12 protein-coding genes are annotated in these 16,579 nt (G+C 65.6%); 8 read left to right on the top strand and 4 right to left on the bottom strand.

Going from position 1 to position 16,579, the window contains the following annotated elements; translation table 11 throughout:
• Positions 1 to 188 precede the first annotated feature (188 nt).
• From ACVIGA_RS33285 to ACVIGA_RS33255, 7 genes are all read left to right on the top strand, one after another.
• A complete protein-coding gene (locus tag ACVIGA_RS33285) occupies positions 189 to 656 on the top strand; it encodes a (2Fe-2S)-binding protein (protein ID WP_456669330.1) in 468 nt (155 codons plus the stop codon).
• Between the two features lie 20 nt (positions 657 to 676).
• On the top strand, positions 677 to 4,189 hold the full coding sequence (locus ACVIGA_RS33280) for a molybdopterin cofactor-binding domain-containing protein (RefSeq protein ID WP_456669329.1): 3,513 nt from the start codon (positions 677 to 679) through the stop codon (positions 4,187 to 4,189).
• Between the two features lie 61 nt (positions 4,190 to 4,250).
• On the top strand, positions 4,251 to 5,555 hold the full coding sequence (gene pncB, locus ACVIGA_RS33275; RefSeq protein ID WP_456669328.1) for a nicotinate phosphoribosyltransferase: 1,305 nt from the start codon (positions 4,251 to 4,253) through the stop codon (positions 5,553 to 5,555).
• 45 nt (positions 5,556 to 5,600) lie between these two features.
• Positions 5,601 to 6,896: an O-acetylhomoserine aminocarboxypropyltransferase gene (locus ACVIGA_RS33270; protein WP_456669327.1), complete on the top strand. Its 1,296-nt coding sequence runs from the start codon at positions 5,601 to 5,603 to the stop codon at positions 6,894 to 6,896.
• Between the two features lie 4 nt (positions 6,897 to 6,900).
• Positions 6,901 to 7,680 (top strand): alpha/beta fold hydrolase, encoded by a 780-nt coding sequence (locus tag ACVIGA_RS33265; RefSeq protein WP_456669326.1) that lies wholly within the window; start codon positions 6,901 to 6,903, stop codon positions 7,678 to 7,680.
• Between the two features lie 1,123 nt (positions 7,681 to 8,803).
• Entirely contained in the window at positions 8,804 to 9,223 is a 420-nt protein-coding gene (locus ACVIGA_RS33260) for a phosphotransferase family protein (RefSeq protein ID WP_456669325.1), read from the top strand.
• 63 nt (positions 9,224 to 9,286) lie between these two features.
• The gene (locus tag ACVIGA_RS33255) at positions 9,287 to 10,099 is read left to right on the top strand and encodes an aminoglycoside phosphotransferase family protein (protein ID WP_456669324.1); all 813 of its coding nucleotides are present in this window, start codon (positions 9,287 to 9,289) and stop codon (positions 10,097 to 10,099) included.
• 66 nt (positions 10,100 to 10,165) lie between these two features.
• Here the strand turns inward: ACVIGA_RS33255 and ACVIGA_RS33250 are convergent, their stop codons facing one another.
• From ACVIGA_RS33250 to ACVIGA_RS33235, 4 genes are all read right to left on the bottom strand, one after another.
• Complete coding sequence (locus tag ACVIGA_RS33250) at positions 10,166 to 11,188, bottom strand: S1C family serine protease (protein ID WP_456669323.1); 1,023 nt, start codon at positions 11,186 to 11,188, stop codon at positions 10,166 to 10,168.
• A 79-nt stretch (positions 11,189 to 11,267) separates the two neighbouring features.
• A complete protein-coding gene (locus ACVIGA_RS33245; RefSeq protein ID WP_456669322.1) occupies positions 11,268 to 11,717 on the bottom strand; it encodes a hypothetical protein in 450 nt (149 codons plus the stop codon).
• Positions 11,718 to 11,724: 7 nt separating this feature from the next.
• Positions 11,725 to 13,326: a GMC family oxidoreductase gene (locus ACVIGA_RS33240; RefSeq protein ID WP_456669321.1), complete on the bottom strand. Its 1,602-nt coding sequence runs from the start codon at positions 13,324 to 13,326 to the stop codon at positions 11,725 to 11,727.
• A gap of 122 nt (positions 13,327 to 13,448) precedes the next feature.
• Positions 13,449 to 14,672 carry a cytochrome P450 gene (locus ACVIGA_RS33235; RefSeq protein WP_456669320.1) on the bottom strand — a complete coding sequence of 408 codons (1,224 nt, stop codon included), beginning with the start codon at positions 14,670 to 14,672 and terminating at the stop codon, positions 13,449 to 13,451.
• 234 nt (positions 14,673 to 14,906) lie between these two features.
• On the opposite strand from ACVIGA_RS33235, the gene ACVIGA_RS33230 reads away from it, so the two are divergent.
• Complete coding sequence (locus ACVIGA_RS33230) at positions 14,907 to 16,541, top strand: flavin-containing monooxygenase (protein ID WP_456669319.1); 1,635 nt, start codon at positions 14,907 to 14,909, stop codon at positions 16,539 to 16,541.
• Positions 16,542 to 16,579 lie beyond the last annotated feature (38 nt).

The following is a 16,579-nucleotide window of genomic DNA, read 5'->3' as shown; positions in this document are numbered from 1 at the left end:
CGAGCCCGGGACCTGTCAAGCGGGCTTTGCGATCAAACTCTGCCATTCGCTTGCGCACCCTGTTCATAAAGCGTGCACTCGCTGCAGCGCGGCATGCCGCCGCTTGCACGTTTGTATACAAACGTTATCCTCATCGGTGGATTTGACGCCGACGCTGCAGCGCAAACATCAAGGGGAGAACCGGAGCAATGCGCCTGACCGTGAACGGCAGGAATCATGATGTCGACGCCGCTCCCGACACCGCATTGCTTTACGTGCTGCGCAACGACCTCGAATTGAACGGACCGAAATATGGCTGCGGGCTCGGCGAATGCGGCGCCTGCGCGGTGCTGATCGATGGCGTCGCTGCGCGCGCCTGCGTGATTCCGATCGAAGGCTGCGTGGGGCGCAACATCGTCACGCTCGAAGGGCTCGGCAGCCGCGAGCATCCCGATCCCGTGCAGGATGCCTTCATTCGCGAACAGGCCGCGCAGTGCGGCTATTGTCTCAACGGCATGATCATCACCACCAAGGCTTTGCTCGCGCGCAATCCCCATCCGTCCGAGCACGAGGTGCTGGAAGCGCTGCGCTACAATCTCTGCCGGTGCGGCGCGCATATCGAAATCATTCGTGCGGCGATGCGCGCTGCCGGCCACGTGCTCGAGGCGCGCGATTGATGGCCGGTTCGGAGCAACGCATGCGCGGCTCGCTGTCGGTCGTTCGCCCCGCGGTGCTCGGCGCGGAAGGCGCGTTCGAGACTTTCATCACCATCACATCAGACGGTTCGGTCAACGCCTATAACGGCCATGTCGATCTCGGCACCGGCATCCGCACCGCGCTCGGGCAGATCGTCGCCGAAGAGCTCGATGTCTCCTTTGCCCGAGTGGTCGTGATCCTCGGCGACACCGCCGTGGTGCCGAACCAGGGTGCGACGATCGCAAGCGAAACCATCCAGATCACCGCCGTTCCCTTGCGCAAGGCCGCCGCACAGGCGCGGCACTTTTTGCTCTCGCGCGCGGCGGAGCGGCTTGAGCTGCCCGCCGATGAGCTCATGATCGAGGACGGCCTGATCCGCGGCCACGACAATCGCAGCATCAGCTATGGCGAGCTGATCGCGGATGAGACTATCCGGCTCGAGCTCGCCGACGACGTTCCGGTCAAAGCGGTGAACGCGTATTCCGTGGTCGGCAAGTCGGTGCCGCGGGTCGACCTGCCGGCGAAGGCCACCGGCGAGCTCGTCTACGTCCACGATATGCGCGTCCCCGGCATGCTGCACGGCCGCGTCGTCCGCCCGCCCTATGCCGGCGTCGATGCCGGACCGTTCGTCGGCACCAGCCTGATCGCCGTCGATGAGGCGTCAGCGCGCGATATTCCCGGCCTCGTCGCCGTGGTGCGGATCGGCGACTTCGTCGGCGTCGTCGCCGAGCGCGAGGAGAACGCGATCCAGGCCGCCGCGCAGCTCAAGGTGAGCTGGAAGCCGGGACCTGTTCTGACCGACCTCTCCGACATCGAGCAAGCGCTGCGCGCCAATCCCTCGACGCCGCGGCAACTGATCGACAGAGGCGACGTCGATGCCGCGATCAAGGCGGCGGCCAAGCCGATGCAGCGAACCTACGTCTGGCCCTACCAGATGCACGGCTCGATCGGCCCTTCTTGCGCAGTCGCCGATTTCGGCGACGGAGCCATCCGGGTGTGGTCCGGCACCCAGAACCCGCACATCCTGCGCGGCGATCTGGCATTGTTGATCCAGCGGCCGGAATCCGAGATCGACGTGATCCGGATGGAGGCCGCCGGCTGCTACGGCCGCAACTGCGCCGACGATGTCTCCGCCGATGCGCTGCTGTTGTCGCGCGCGGTCGGCCGCCCGGTGCGCGTGCAGCTCACCCGCGAGCAGGAACACGCCTGGGAGCCGAAGGGCACCGCGCAGCTGATGGACGTCAATGGCGGACTCAATGCCGATGGCAGCGTCGCCGGCTACGACTTCGTTACGCGCTATCCCTCGAATGGCGCGCCGACGCTGGCGCTATTGCTCACCGGGCGGATCGCGCCTGAAGCGGCCGTGTTCGAGATGGGCGACCGCACAGCGATCCCGCCCTACGACTACGAGAACATGCGCGTGGTCGCCAACGACATGCCGCCGATCGTGCGCGCGTCATGGCTTCGCGGCGTCTCTGCGCTGCCCAATACGTTCGCGCATGAATCTTACATCGACGAGCTGGCCGCCGAGGCCGAGGTCGATCCGATCGAATACCGGCTGCGCTACCTCAGGGATAAGCGCGCGATCGATCTCGTCAATGCGGTGGCCGAGCGCGCCGGCTGGACGCCGCGCCCGGTGCGGCAGGAGCCCGAGGCCGAGGGCGATATCGTCCGCGGCCGCGGCTTTGCCTATGCGCTCTATGTGCACAGCAAGTTTCCCGGCTATGGCGCGGCATGGTCGGCCTGGATCGCCGACGTCGCCGTCAACAAGGCGACCGGCGATGTCAGCGTGACGCGCGTCGTCGCCGGCCAGGACTCCGGATTGATGATCAATCCGGAGGGCGTGCGGCACCAGATCGAAGGCAACGTCATCCAGTCGACCAGCCGCGCGCTGATGGAGGAAGTCTCGTTCGAGCGCGGCGCGGTGACGGCGCGCGAATGGGGCGCCTACCCGATCATCAAATTCCCCGATCTGCCTGCGATCGACGTCCTGATGCTGCCGCGGCAGGACCAGCCGCCGCTCGGCGTCGGCGAGTCCGCCTCGGTGCCGAGTGCCGCCGCGATCGCCAATGCGATCTATGATGCGACCGGCGTCCGCTTCCGCGAGCCGCCGTTCACGCCGGAACGCATTCTAAAGGGATTGCACGGCGAGCAGCCCGCAGCGCCTGCGGCACTTCCCTTACCCGCACCACCGGCCGACCTCAGCAGATGGCAGAATCCGTTTGCGAAACGCGGCGGGGTGCTCGCCGGCATTGCTGCGCTCTGCGCCGCGGCGCTCGGAATCGGCGCTGCCGTGCTGCCGTGGCGCGCGATTGCGCCGATCGCGCGGCCCGATGCCTCGATCTATTCCGCCGCGACGATCGCGCGCGGCAAGGAGCTCGCGGCGCTCGGCGCCTGCGCGGTCTGCCATACGTCGGAGCATGGCATCGTGAACGCCGGCGGCCGCCCGCTCGAGACACCGTTCGGCACGATCTACACGACCAACATCACGCCCGATATCGACACCGGCATTGGCGCCTGGTCCTATCCCGCGTTCGAGCGCGCGATGCGCGAGGGCATTCATCGCGGCGGGCGCCATCTCTATCCGGCGTTTCCGTACACACATTTTGCCAGGACCAGCGATGCCGACCTGCAGGCGCTCTACGCTTATCTGATGACGCAGGCACCGGTGCGCGCCGAGACGCCGGCGAACGCGCTGGCATTTCCGTTCAACCTGCGCCCGCTGCTCGCCGGATGGAATGCGCTGTTCCATCAGTCCAGCACATTCCAACCTGATCCATCGAAGTCCGACATCTGGAATCGCGGTGCCTACCTGATCGAAGGTCTCGGCCATTGCAGCGCCTGTCACTCGCCGCGCAATGCGCTCGGCGCCGAGCAACAACGCGCCTATCTCGCCGGCGGCTTCGCCGAGGGCTGGGAGGCGCCGGCGCTGACGTCGCTGTCGAAGGCGCCGATCCCCTGGAGCGAGGACGAGCTCTACGCCTATTTGCGCACCGGCGAGTCCCGCCTGCATGGCGTTGCCGCGGGACCGATGGCACCGGTCGTGCACGAGCTCGCCGCACTGCCCGACCAGGACATCCGCGCGATGGCGGTCTACCTCGCCTCGTTCAACGAAGCCACCGATCGGCCCGCGCACGATGCCGTGGCCGCCAAACTCGAGGCCGCCACGGCCGTCACCACCGCGGCCTCGGCAGGCGCGCGGATCTATCAAGGCGCCTGCGCCGTCTGCCACGAGGTCGGCGGCCCGCCGCTGTTCGGCAGCCGGCCGTCGCTGGCTCTGAACAGCAATTTGCACAGCGACAACCCCGACAATCTGATCCAGGTGATCCTGCACGGCATCGCCAAGCCGGCCGTGACAGATCTCGGCTACATGCCGGCCTTCAAGGACAGCATGAGCGACGGCCAGGTCGCCGAGCTCGCCTCCTTCCTGCGGCAGCAATTTGCCCCGGGCAAGCCGGCCTGGACCGATGTCGCCGCCACGGTCGGCCGTATACGGCAGACCATAGCGCGCTGACCTGCCATGTTCCGCCCGATACCCACTGGGCGGGCGGCGCGGGGCAGGTTAAGGTTCCCGCATGACCGTGACAGACATCGCGACCCGGACCTACAACCACGGCTGGCGGCTCGACCCGATCGTGCGCAGCCTGCTGGACACCGATTTCTACAAGCTGTTGATGCAGCAGATGATCCGGGAAAGCTATCCGGACACGCGCACGACCTTTTCGGTGATCAACCGGTCGACCCATATCCGGCTTGCCGAGGTCATCGACGAGGGCGAGTTGCGCGCCCAGCTCGACCACGCCCGCACCATCCGCTTCTCCAAGAAGGAACTGATCTGGCTCGCCGGCAACACGTTCTACGGCAAGACCCAGATGTTCTCGCCCGAGTTCATCAACTGGCTCTCGACCTTCCGCCTGCCCGAATACGAGCTGCACAAGGTCGACGGCCAGTATGAGCTGCATTTCCACGGGCCGTGGACCCACACCACGATGTGGGAGATCCCGGCGCTCGCAATCCTCAACGAGCTGCGCTCGCGCGCCGCGACCAAGACCTACGGCCGCTTCGCGCTCGACGTGCTCTACGCCCGCGCCAAGGCCAAACTGTGGGCCAAGGTCGAGCGGCTGCGCAAGCTGGACGGCCTGCGGCTGTCCGATTTCGGCACGCGCCGCCGCCACGGCTTCCTGTGGCAGCGCTGGTGCGTCGAGGCGGTGAAGGAAGGCCTCGGCCCGTCCTTCACTGGAACGTCGAACGTGCTGCTCGCGATGGACAACGACCTCGAGGCGATCGGCACCAACGCGCATGAGCTGCCGATGGTGGCCGCGGCACTCGCCAACGACGACCAGGAGCTGCGCTGGGCGCCCTATCGCATCCTCGATCAATGGCGCCACGCCTATGGCGGCAACCTCCTGATCGCCCTGCCCGATGCGTTCGGCACCAAGCCATTCCTGCGCGACGCGCCGGATTGGGTCGCCGACTGGACCGGCTTTCGTCCCGACAGCGCGCCGCCGATCACCGCCGGCGAAGACATCATCAAGTGGTGGAAGCAGAAGGGCCGTGACCCCAAGGAGAAGCTGTTGGTGTTCTCCGACGCGATGGATGTCGGCTCGATCGAGGAGACGTTCCATCACTTCAAGGGACGCGTGCGCGTCAGCTTCGGCTGGGGCACCAACCTCACCAACGATTTCGTCGGCTGCGCGCCTGATGGCACTGCCGAGCTCGATCCGATCTCGATCGTGTGCAAGGTGACGTCGGTCGACGGACGCCCGGCCGTCAAACTCTCCGACAATCCGGAGAAGGCGACCGGCATCCCCACAGAGGTCGAGCGCTATTTGCGCGTGTTCGGCAATGTCGGCCGTGTTCGCACCGCAGTTCACGTCTAAACCAACGCACCGATCACTCCGATCGACTGACCTGACGAGCTTCGCATGCCCGCACCCAAGCCGCCTGCCTTCGAAACCCTGAGCCTGCACGCCGGCCAGCGCCCCGATCCCGCGACCGGCGCGCGCGCGGTTCCGATCTATCAGACCACGTCTTACGTCTTCCAGGACGCCGATCATGCGGCGGCGCTGTTCAACCTGGAACGTGCCGGCCACATCTACACCCGCATCTCGAACCCGACGACCGCGGTTCTGGAGGAACGGATCGCGGCGCTCGAATGCGGCGTCGGCGCGATCTGCACCGCCAGCGGCATGGCCGCGATGCATCTTGCGATCGCAACCCTGCTCAATGCCGGCGACCATATCGTCGCCTCCGCCTCGCTCTATGGCGGCACCATCAACCTCTTGGCGCACACGCTGCCGCGCTTCGGCATCACCACGACCTTCGTGAAGCCGCGCGCGCTGGGCGAATTCCGCGCCGCGATCAAGCCGAATACGCGGCTCGTGATCGGCGAGACCATCGGCAATCCCGGCCTCGAAGTGCTCGACATCCCGGCAGTGGCACAAATCGCGCATGATGCGAAGATCCCGCTGCTGATCGACAACACCTTCGCGACGCCTTATCTGAGCCAGCCGATCGAGCTCGGCGCCGACATCACGATGAACTCGGCGACCAAGTGGATGGGCGGCCACGGCATCGCGATCGGCGGCGTCATCGTCGATGGCGGCCGGTTCGACTGGCGCGCCTCCGGTAAATTCCCGCAGCTCACCGAGCCCTATGCCGGCTATCACGGCATCGTCTTCGACGAGCAGTTCGGCAAGGCCGCCTTCATCATGCGCGCCCGCACCGAGGGCCTGCGCGATTTCGGCGCCTGTCTGTCGCCGACCAACGCCTTCCAGCTCTTGCAGGGCATCGAGACGCTCGGCGTCCGCATGGACCGCCATGTCAGCAACACCCATGCGGTGCTGGACTTCCTCACCGCGAACAAGGCGGTCGACTGGGTGCTGCATCCGTCGCTGGAGACGCATCCGGACTACGCGCTGGCGAAGAAGCTGTTGCCGCGCGGCGCCGGCTCGATCGTCAGCTTCGGCATCAAGGGCGGCCGCGCCGCCGGCAAGAAGTTCATCGAGCAGCTGAAGCTGATCAGCCACCTCGCCAATGTCGGTGACGCCAAGACGCTGGTGATCCATCCGGCCAGCACCACGCACCAGCAGATGGACGCCGATCAGCTCAAGGCCGCCGGCATCGGCGAGGAGCTGGTGCGGCTATCGGTCGGCATCGAAGCCGCTGAGGATATCATCGACGATCTCGGCCAGGCGCTGCGCGCCTCGCAAAGGACTTAAGACCATGCAGCTTTCCGTCAACGGGGCCGATACCTTCATCGCGACCGGCGGCAAGCCGTTCGATCCGCAGCTCGCCACGGTGGTGATGATCCACGGCGCCGGCTTCGACTCTTCGACCTGGGCGCTGCACAGCCGCTGGTTCGCCCATCACGGCTATTCCGTGCTGGCGCCGGATCTCCCGGGCCACGGCCGCTCCGCCGGCAAGCCGCTCGCGACCATCGCCGAGATGGCCGACTGGGTCGCGGCGCTGATCACCGCCGCCGGCGCGTCGAAGGCCCGGCTGATCGGCCATTCGATGGGCTCGCTGATCGCGATCGAGACTTCGGCGCGGCATCCCGACAAGGTCTCCGGCCTCGCGCTGATCGGCACCGCCGCGACCATGACGGTCGGTCCCGATCTGTTGAAGGCGGCCGAGGCCAATGACGTGGCCGCGATCGACATGGTCTCGATCTGGGGACTCGGCTTCAGGGCCGAGCTCGGCGGCAGCCTCGCGCCCGGCCTGTGGATGCACCAGGGCGCGCAGCGGGTGCTGCAGGAGGCGAAGCCCGGCGTGCTCTACAACGACCTCAACGCCTGCAACGCCTATCAGAACGCGCTCACCGCCGCAGCCGCGGTCAAGGTGCCCGCGACGTTCGTGCTCGGCGAGCGCGACATGATGACCCCCGCCAAGGCCGGCAAGGCGCTCGCCGCGGCGACGCCGAATGCGCGCACCGTCGTGCTGCCAGGCGCCGGCCACATGATGATGGTCGAGCAGCCCGACGAATTGCTGGCGGCACTGCGGTAGCGACGTCCCTCTTCCCTTCTCCCCTGTGGGAGAAGGTGGCGCGAAGCGCCGGATGAGGGGTCTGTCTCCGCGGATGAAAGCCCCTCAGCCAGCTCCGGCGCTTTCGCATTCGTTTTGTCGTCACCACTGCTGGTGACGTTGGAGAACCCAAAATATCGAAAACAACCCCATGCAAAGTAGCAGGGCGGCCGTCGGCACTCTGACAAGCAACTTGACACGTCGGGCAACTCAGCGATATCTTCTATTATTCCGAAATGCCGCGAACGCCCAGTCCGACAGCGTAGGCGTCCGTCGCGAAGAGCGAATTAGCTTGCCTTGCGTTGAGTCCTTTTGCACTCTCAGGATAGGAGGCCGATGCATGAAGATGAAGATAATGACCGTCGCGTGCGCTCTCGGAACGGCCCTGGTGCTGTGCAACCTCGGGACGTCAAGTGCAGAAGCCCGGACGCGGAAGGCACACGTCGTTCATGAACGAACGAGGGTCGTGATCTCGACTCCCGTGGTAACGCCGACTCCGTGGGACTATTATATTGTTCCACGATATCGTTATCGCCCTGAAGACGACCGGGTCGATCCAAACGGGCCGCCCCTGGTGTCATCTTGGGACCTCTATGAGGGGTGGCGGTGGCCATACTGGTGGTAAACAGCGATCAGGCCAAACAGGTCGCATTCCGGGAGAAGTGGTGATCGTTCCCTGACGGACGCGGCGGTGGAGCGTAACGCCCAAGCTGTTCAGCCGAAATTACGGGGTTGCCGTTTCATGGCTCCTCCGGCGTGCACCTCGAATTGCGGACCCCTAGCCGCTGCCCGGCCACGGTCTGGCATCCGCGATACGCGATGGCATTGCATTTCAACGCCACGGTTCGAAACTGGACCTCGATGACGATCTGCCGCCGGGATTGTTCAGCCACATGGAGGCGGACATGGCCTGCAAGGTCCGCTGCCATGAGTCACAATCAAACAAGTCTGATATTGGCGCCTGCATGGACCGCAATCTGTATTGGTTGTGTTGGTCGGGCCTGAGTTTAGCGCGCTTCGGCAATTCGGCGACAACTTCTGGATAAGCTCTACGATGAGATTGGGATTGTTGAGCAACATTTGCGCAAAACGCGGATCACACAAAGTGCTTCCAGAGCGCATCACCACCGGCGTCCTCGCGCTGATCGAACACCTCGCGCCCGATGACGTTCTGTGCCATTCCGATCTTCGCCCCGGCAACGTGATCATGACGGCGCAGGGTCCGAGACTGATCGACTGGCTCGGCGCGGCTCGTGCGCCCGCCGCCTACGAGATTGCACAGTGCCATATCCTGCTTGCCGAGATTGGCCCGGAACACGCCGACGATCCGGAGCGGGCCACGGTCAATTCGGTTCTGCAGGCGGAGTATGCGCGGCTGGCCGGCATAGCCCCTGCGGCGCTGACGGCGGCGATGCAGCCCTATTTGCCGATCGTCCGCGTCTTCCTCCTGCTCGGCGGGGCGATGCCTGACATGCGGGAGCGGCTGATCCAGCGCGTCGAGCCGGCCCTGCGCTCCGTGGGGTGATTACTCTCGGTCATCGCGCTCCGCCTATGGTGATTGACCGTCACAGCAACACGGAGGCTGAAGATGCAGGGATCGCTGGGGGACAAGATCGGTGAAGGCGCCTACTCCGAAGCCTACGCCTGGGCGCCGGGGCAAGTCGTTAAACTGTTCAAGCCCGGCTTGCCGCGGCGGATGCCCTGGTTCGAGGTGCAGATGATCCGCGCCGTCCACGCCGCCGGCGCTCCGGTGCCGGAGGTGTTCGGCGAGGTGACCCTGGACGGGCGCTTCGGCATCGTGCTGCAGCGCCTCGATGGACCGACCCTGCTGCAGCTAACCCGAACCGGCGCGGTGACGTTCGAACAGGCCGGCGCGATCGTCGCGGCTCTTGCCATGTCCATTCACAAGACACCCCTGCCGCCGGAGGTCCTCTCCATGCGCGAGTACATGGAGGCTCAGCTGGGGCACGACGACGGCAAGCTCCCGAAGCACATCGCCACTGAAATCCTCGCGCTGATCGATCGCTTGCCGCCGGGCGACGGGCTTTGCCATACCGACCTGAGCCCCGGTAACGTGATCATGACAGCGGAAGGCCCAAAGCTGGTCGACTGGATCAGCGCGCTGTGCGGGCCCGCCGTCCTCGAGCTTGGGTTCTTGCGCGTGATCCTGTCCGAGCTCGGGCCGGAAGTCGCCGACAATCCGGAGCGGCCGCGCGCGACCAATGCGGCGGCGCAATCCGAATATGCGCGGCTGGCCGGCATGTCTCTCGCGGAGCTAACGGCGGCAATGGAGCCGTATTTGCCCATCGTCCGCACCTTCGCCGTTCTCGGCAACGCGGTGCCTTCGCTGCGGGAGCGGCTGATCCAGCGCATCGAAGCGGCACTGCGCTCGGAAGACTGAATTGCATTGGTTGCGCGCGCGAGCCCAAGTGGCCTGTCGAAGCGAGCCGTCAGCGTCCTCTCTGGCTCACTGCTTCGCGGGCTTACGCTCGATCGGATGGATGTCGATCGCGCGCAGGCGGCCGAGGCGGAGCACGTACATCGACAGGGTGCGGTCGATCCGGCTGTGATCGAGCGCGCGGATCAGGTCGTCAACACCGTGGATCTCGATGCCGTCGAGCCTGATGACGACGTCGCCGGGCAACAGGCTGGCGCGCGCAGCCGGGCTGTCCGGCTCGATCTGCATCAACAGCGCACCCATCTTGTTCTCGACGCCGGCGAGCACCGCATGCCGCCGCGGCACCGGCGCGGTCTGCCCGGCAACGCCGATATAGGCGCGGCGGACATAGCCGTGGCGGATGATCTCCGACAGCACGAACTGTGCGGTGTTGCTGGCGACCGCAAAGCAGATGCCCTGCGCGCCGTTGATGATTGCGGTGTTGATGCCGATCACCTCGCCCTTGGACGACACCAGCGGGCCACCGGAATTGCCGGGATTGAGCGCTGCGTCGGTCTGGATCACGTCCTCGATCGTGCGCCCGCTGACGGAGCGGATCGAGCGGCCGAGCGCCGACACCACGCCGGCGGTGACCGTCGATTCAAAGCCGAGCGGATTGCCGATCGCGACCACGAGCTGGCCGCGCCGCAAGGTCTTGGAGTTGCCGAGTGAGGCATAGGGCAGATCGCGCGCACCGTCGGCGCGCAGCAGCGCCAGATCGGTGTCGGGATCGACGCCGAGCACATGGGCATCGGTGTCAAAGCCCTCAGTGTCGCGCAGCCGGATCTCCTTGGACGATCCGACCACATGGCTGTTGGTCAGCACGAACCCGTCGGGCGAGATCACGATGCCCGAGCCGAGCCCGCCGCGCTCGCGCCCATTGCGCACCTTGGGTCCGGTTTCGACACGAACCACAGCGGGGCCGACGCGATCGGTGACGTCGATCACGGCATTGGAATAGGCATCCAGCAACGCCCGGTCATCGGTTTGAGCAGCATCAGCCGCCCGCGATGACGGCGTGTCAGCGGCGGTATCGGAGGTAAAATCCAGCATGGCGAGAGTCCTTTGGTCCCCTCAGATGGTGACCTGCTCCCGCCGCCGCAAGTGGTTACGCCTGCACCTGCCCGATCGGCTAGGTCGCCCCGCGCAGCGTGCCGCCGCGCGCCTTGACCGGATCGAGCAGCGACCAGTCGCCGTCCGGCAGCACGTAGCCCTTCGGGAACGGCGCGCGCAGCTCGAGCCCGAGCGAGCGCAGCACGCGGTCGTCGCGGTAGTAGCATTGCAGCACGACGCGGACGAGCGTGGCTGCGGCGGCGCCACCACGGCTCCGAAACTCCAGCGCGACCGTATCGCGCCTGGCCTCGTCGAGCTCGGCAAGCGGCTTGCCCGCAAGCTGAGCCAGATGATCCAGCGCCTGCGCGACCAGCGCGGTGTCGCGGCCGAGCGTTGCCAGCATGTCAGCCTGGATCACGGCATCATCAGCCCCCGGCACCTTGTACTCTTCACTGGCGGGCACGATCATCGCGGCGACGGTGCGCAGATCGGCGCGCTGGGCTGCGGTCAGTTGTTTTGCATCGGACATGTCGGTCTCAATCGAACAGATTGGCGAGGCGCTGCTTCATCTGGTCGGCGATGTAGAGCGCGAGGGCCTGGATGGTGGAGGTCGGATTCACGCCGCCCGAGGTGACGAAGATGCTGCCGTCGACGATGAACAGGTTCTTCACGTCGTGCGAGCGGCCCCATTCGTTGACCACGGAGCGTGCGGGATCGGTGCCCATCCGCGCGGTGCCGAGCAGATGCCAGCCGCCCCAGGGGATCGGCGCATTGACGCAAAGGTCGGTGGCGCCGGCGGCTTCGAGAACTTCGCGGCCGCGCGCCAGTGCATGGTCCATCATCTTGCGGCTGTTCTCGCTGATCGTGTAGTCGATCCGCGGTGCCGGAATGCCGTGGCTGTCCTTGCGCACCGGATCGAGTGTGACGCGGTTGTGCTCTTCCGGCAGATCCTCGCAGATCGCCGAGAAGCCGAGCCGATGACCGTTCAACTTGCGGAAAACGCGGTGATGATCCTTGCCCCAGGGCAAGATGCCCTTCTGCTCGCTCGACACGGCCTCGAACACCGGTCCCGCCCCGCGGACGAACTGGACACCATAGCCGCGGACGAAGCCGCGCGAGAGGTCCGTGTCATACCACTCCTTGCTCCACAGGCAGGTCGGCGGCGCGCGGTTGGAATCGGTCGGCCCGGCGACATAGCCGTAGATCTGCGCATAGGGATGGAACATCAGGTTCTTGCCGACCAGGCCGGACGAGTTCGCCAGGCCGTTCGGGAATTTCCCCGACACCGAATTGAGCAACAGCCGCGGCGTGCCGACGCCGTTGCAGGCGACGATGACGACCTCGGCCGGCTGGAATTGCTCGACGCCGTCCTTGTCGTAATAGACGACGCCGGAGGCCATGCCATGCTCGTTGGTCAGGATCTCGCGCACCCGGCAATGCGTCTTGACCTCGACCCCGGCGCGGATCGCGTGCGGCCAGTAGGTAATGTCGGTCGAGGACTTGGCGCCCTGCGCGCAGGCCGGCGTGCAATGGCCGAGATTGATGCAGCGCGCCCTGCCCTCGTAATCCGTCGTCGCAACCGTCGTGTCCGACGGCCACCAGTGCCAACCGAGCTCGTTCATCGCCTTGCCTATCATCGGGCCGGACAGGCCGAGCGGCTGCGGCGGCATCGGCGGATGCGACAGCGGCGACAGCGGATCGCCGGACAGGCCCGACGTGCCCATCATGCGATCGTTCTCCTCGAAGAACGGCGTCAGTGCGTCGTAATCGATCGGCCAGTCGTCGGCGACGCCGTCGAGCGTCCTGACCTTGAAGTCGGAGGGGTGCAGCCGCGGCCAATGCGCGGTGTACATCACGGTCGAGCCGCCGACGGCGTTGAAGTTGACGACCTTGATCGGCGAATTGTCGTCGTTGATCGGATAGTCCTCCGGCCGCTTGCGGATGTTGGGGCTGGACGACCACTCGCCGTAGAATTTCGCCTCCCAGTCACGCCCGGTGCTCGGATACTCGGCAGGGTTCATCCAGCCGCCCTGATCGAGGCAGAGGATATGCATCTTGGTGTCGGCGAGGCTCCACGCTATCGCGGCACCGGAGGCGCCGGCGCCGATGATCAGGACGTCAACGGGATCGTTCTTCATTCTTGTTTCCTGGTATTGCCTTCATCGTCATTGCGAGGAGCGACAGCGACGAAGCAATCCATCTCTCCACTTGTGGCTCCATGGATTGCTTCGCTTCGCTCGCAATGACGGGGTGATGCGGCTCAATTCACGATTCTCACCGGCAAGCTTCGTATACCGCGGATGAAATTGGAATAGAGCCTTTGCGGCGGGCCCATCAGCTCAAAACGCAGATCGCGCGCCAACACCTCCTCCCAGAGGATACGCAATTGCTGTTCGGCGAGGCGATCGCCGACGCAGCGGTGGACACCGGCGCCGAAGGCGAGATGCTGGCGCGGCTTGGCGCGGTCGATGATGAACTCGTCGGCCCGCTCGATCTTGTCCTCGTCGCGGTTGCCGGAGATGTACCACATCACGACCTTGTCGCCCTTCCTGATGTGGCGGCCGGCGAGCTCGACGTCGTTGCGCGCGGTGCGGCGCATGTGCAGCACCGGCGTGTGGTAACGGATGGTCTCGGAGACGAGGTTCGGGATCAGCTCGCGCCGGGCGCGGACCAGCTCGAATTGCTCGGGGCTTTCCACCAGCGCCATCAGCCCGGCCGACATCGAATTCCGCGTCGTGTCGTTGCCGCCGACGATCAGGAGCCCGATGGTGCCGATGAACTCGCGCGGCTCCAGATTCCGCGTCGCTTCCGAATGCGCCAGCATCGAGATCAAATCGAAGGTCGGCGGCGCATCGACCCGCGCGTCCCATAGCTTGCGGAAATATTCTCCCATCTTGATCAGCTCGGCGGTGCGTTCAGCCTCCGAATGCACCACCGCGTCGGGGGACTCGATATTGGCGATTGCGACATCCGACCACCAGGTCAGCTTGGCGCGGTCTTCTGCGGGAAAGTCGAACAGCGTCGCCAGCATCATGTTGGTGAGGTCGACTGAGACCCGCTCGGCCCAGTCGAAGGTCTCGTTGCGCGGCAGCGCGTCGAGTACGGCCGCGGTGCGCTGGCGGATCAGCGCATCGAAATTGGCGAGGTTCGACGGCGCCACGATCGGCGCGACCGTGCGGCGCTGCGCCGGGTGGCCCGGCGGGTCCATGCGGATAAAGCTCGGCCGCTCCTGTCCTTTCGGCTGGTCAGCGACCTGGATACCGCCGAGTTCGGAGGCCGAGGAATAGTTCTGATGATCCAGCTCGACCGCGAAGATGTCGTCGTAGCGCGTTACCGACCAATACGGGCCGTAAGGTGAAGCCTCGCAATAATGCACGGGGTCGTCGCGGCGGAGCTGCGCGAACAGCGGCCGCCAGGTATCGTCCTGATAGAGCCGGGGGTTACTGACATCTATCGACGTCGGCCTGCGCAGCGCCTCTCCCATCGCCTCACTCCCGCTGGTTCCGTCGCCGCTTGGCGGGCGATCGTCTTGTCGGGCCGACGATAGCGGGTATCTCGCGGCCGAGTAAAGCCGCGGAACGGACAGTCCGCCGCGCGGAATGCGCGCAGGCCGGCGCACCCGGCAAATCGCGATAGCTGCCCCGCTGCTCGATGTTTGTCGGCGGCGGTCAGACCGGTTAGCCTTGCGCGCAATCAACGGATCAGGGAGCGACGACAGGTGGCCGCAACGCGCCAGGACAACAGCCCCGAGAAGGCCGCGCTGGACTACGACGTCATCATCATCGGCGCCGGCCTGTCCGGCATGTACCAGCTCTACCGGCTGCGCGAACTCGGCCTCTCGGCGCGAGTGTTCGAGGCCGGCACCGGCGTCGGCGGCACCTGGTACTGGAACCGCTATCCCGGCGCACGCTTCGATTCCGAAAGCTACTCTTACGGCTATTCGTTCTCGAAGGAGCTGCTCGCGGAATGGGAGTGGTCGGAGCATTTCGCCGGCCAGCCCGAAACCTTGCGCTACTGCAACTATGTCGCCGACAAGTTCGACCTGCGCCGCGACATCCAGTTCGAGAGCCGCATCACGTCCGCGATCTACCAGGACGACGCGCGAAGCTGGCAGGTCACGCTGGAGGACGGCGTCCGCCGCTCCTGCCGATTCCTGATCACCGCGATCGGCCCGTTGTCGACCCCGACCCTGCCGCGCATCGAGGGCCGCGACGATTTCAAGGGGCAATCCTTCCACACCGCGCGCTGGCCGAAGGAGAAGGTGGATTTCGCCGGCAAGCGCGTCGCCGTGATCGGTACCGGCGCGACCGGTATCCAGACCATCCAGACCATCGCCGGCGAGGTCGGCCACCTCACCGTGTTCCAGCGCACCGCCAACTGGGCCGCGCCGCTGCACAACGGCAAGATCGACGCCGAGACGCAAGCCAGGATCAAGGCCGGCTATCCCGAGATTTTTGCACGCTGCAAGGAGACCTTCGCCTGCTTCGTGCATACGCCTGACCCGCGCGGCGCGTTCGAGGTCAGCGACGCCGAGCGCGAGGCGTTCTACGAGAAGCTCTATGGCGAGCGCGGCTTCGGCATCTGGCAGGGTAACTTTAGGGATATCCTGATCGACCGTGCGGCGAATGCGACGATCAGCGATTTCGTCGCGCGCAAGATCCGCGAGCGTGTCAAGGATCCCAGGGTTGCCGAGATGCTGATCCCGACGAACCACGGTTTTGGCACGCGGCGGCTGCCGCTCGAGACCTTCTATTACGAGGTCTACAACCGCGACAATGTCGAGCTGGTCGATCTGAAGGCGACGCCGATCGAGCGGATCACGCCCGAGGGTATCCGCACCACCGAGAAGGACTACGCCTTCGACATCATCATCTTTGCCACCGGCTTCGATGCCATCACCGGGAGCTTCGACAACATCGATCTTCGCGGCGCGCACGGCGCGCGGCTGAGGGAGAAGTGGACGCACGGCCCGGAAACCTATCTCGGACTGATGGTCGACGGCTTCCCCAACATGATGATGCTGATGGGCCCGCACACCGCGCTCGGCAACATTCCGCGCAGCATCGAATACAGCGTCGACTGGGTTACCGGGCTGATCCGCTTCGCCCAGGAGAGAGGCCTGACCTTACTCGACGCCACGCCCGAAGGCACCGCCGACTGGACCGATCACGTCAAGGCGCTCGGTGTCGGGCTCTTGTCCAACGAGGTCGATTCCTGGATGACCGGCATCAACCGCAACGTCGACGGCAAGCAGACCCGCATCGTCGCCCGCTACAGCGGCAGCGCGCCGGCCTATCGCGCGCGGTGCGACGAGGTGGCGGCGAAGGGGTATGCGGAGTTGAGGTTGGGGTAGCGCGTATTGAGGCGAGGCGCGAGCCACACCCACCGGCG

The sequence above is a fragment of the Bradyrhizobium sp. USDA 3240 genome (assembly GCF_054063295.1).
This window is presented reverse-complemented; position numbering and strand designations above follow the sequence as displayed.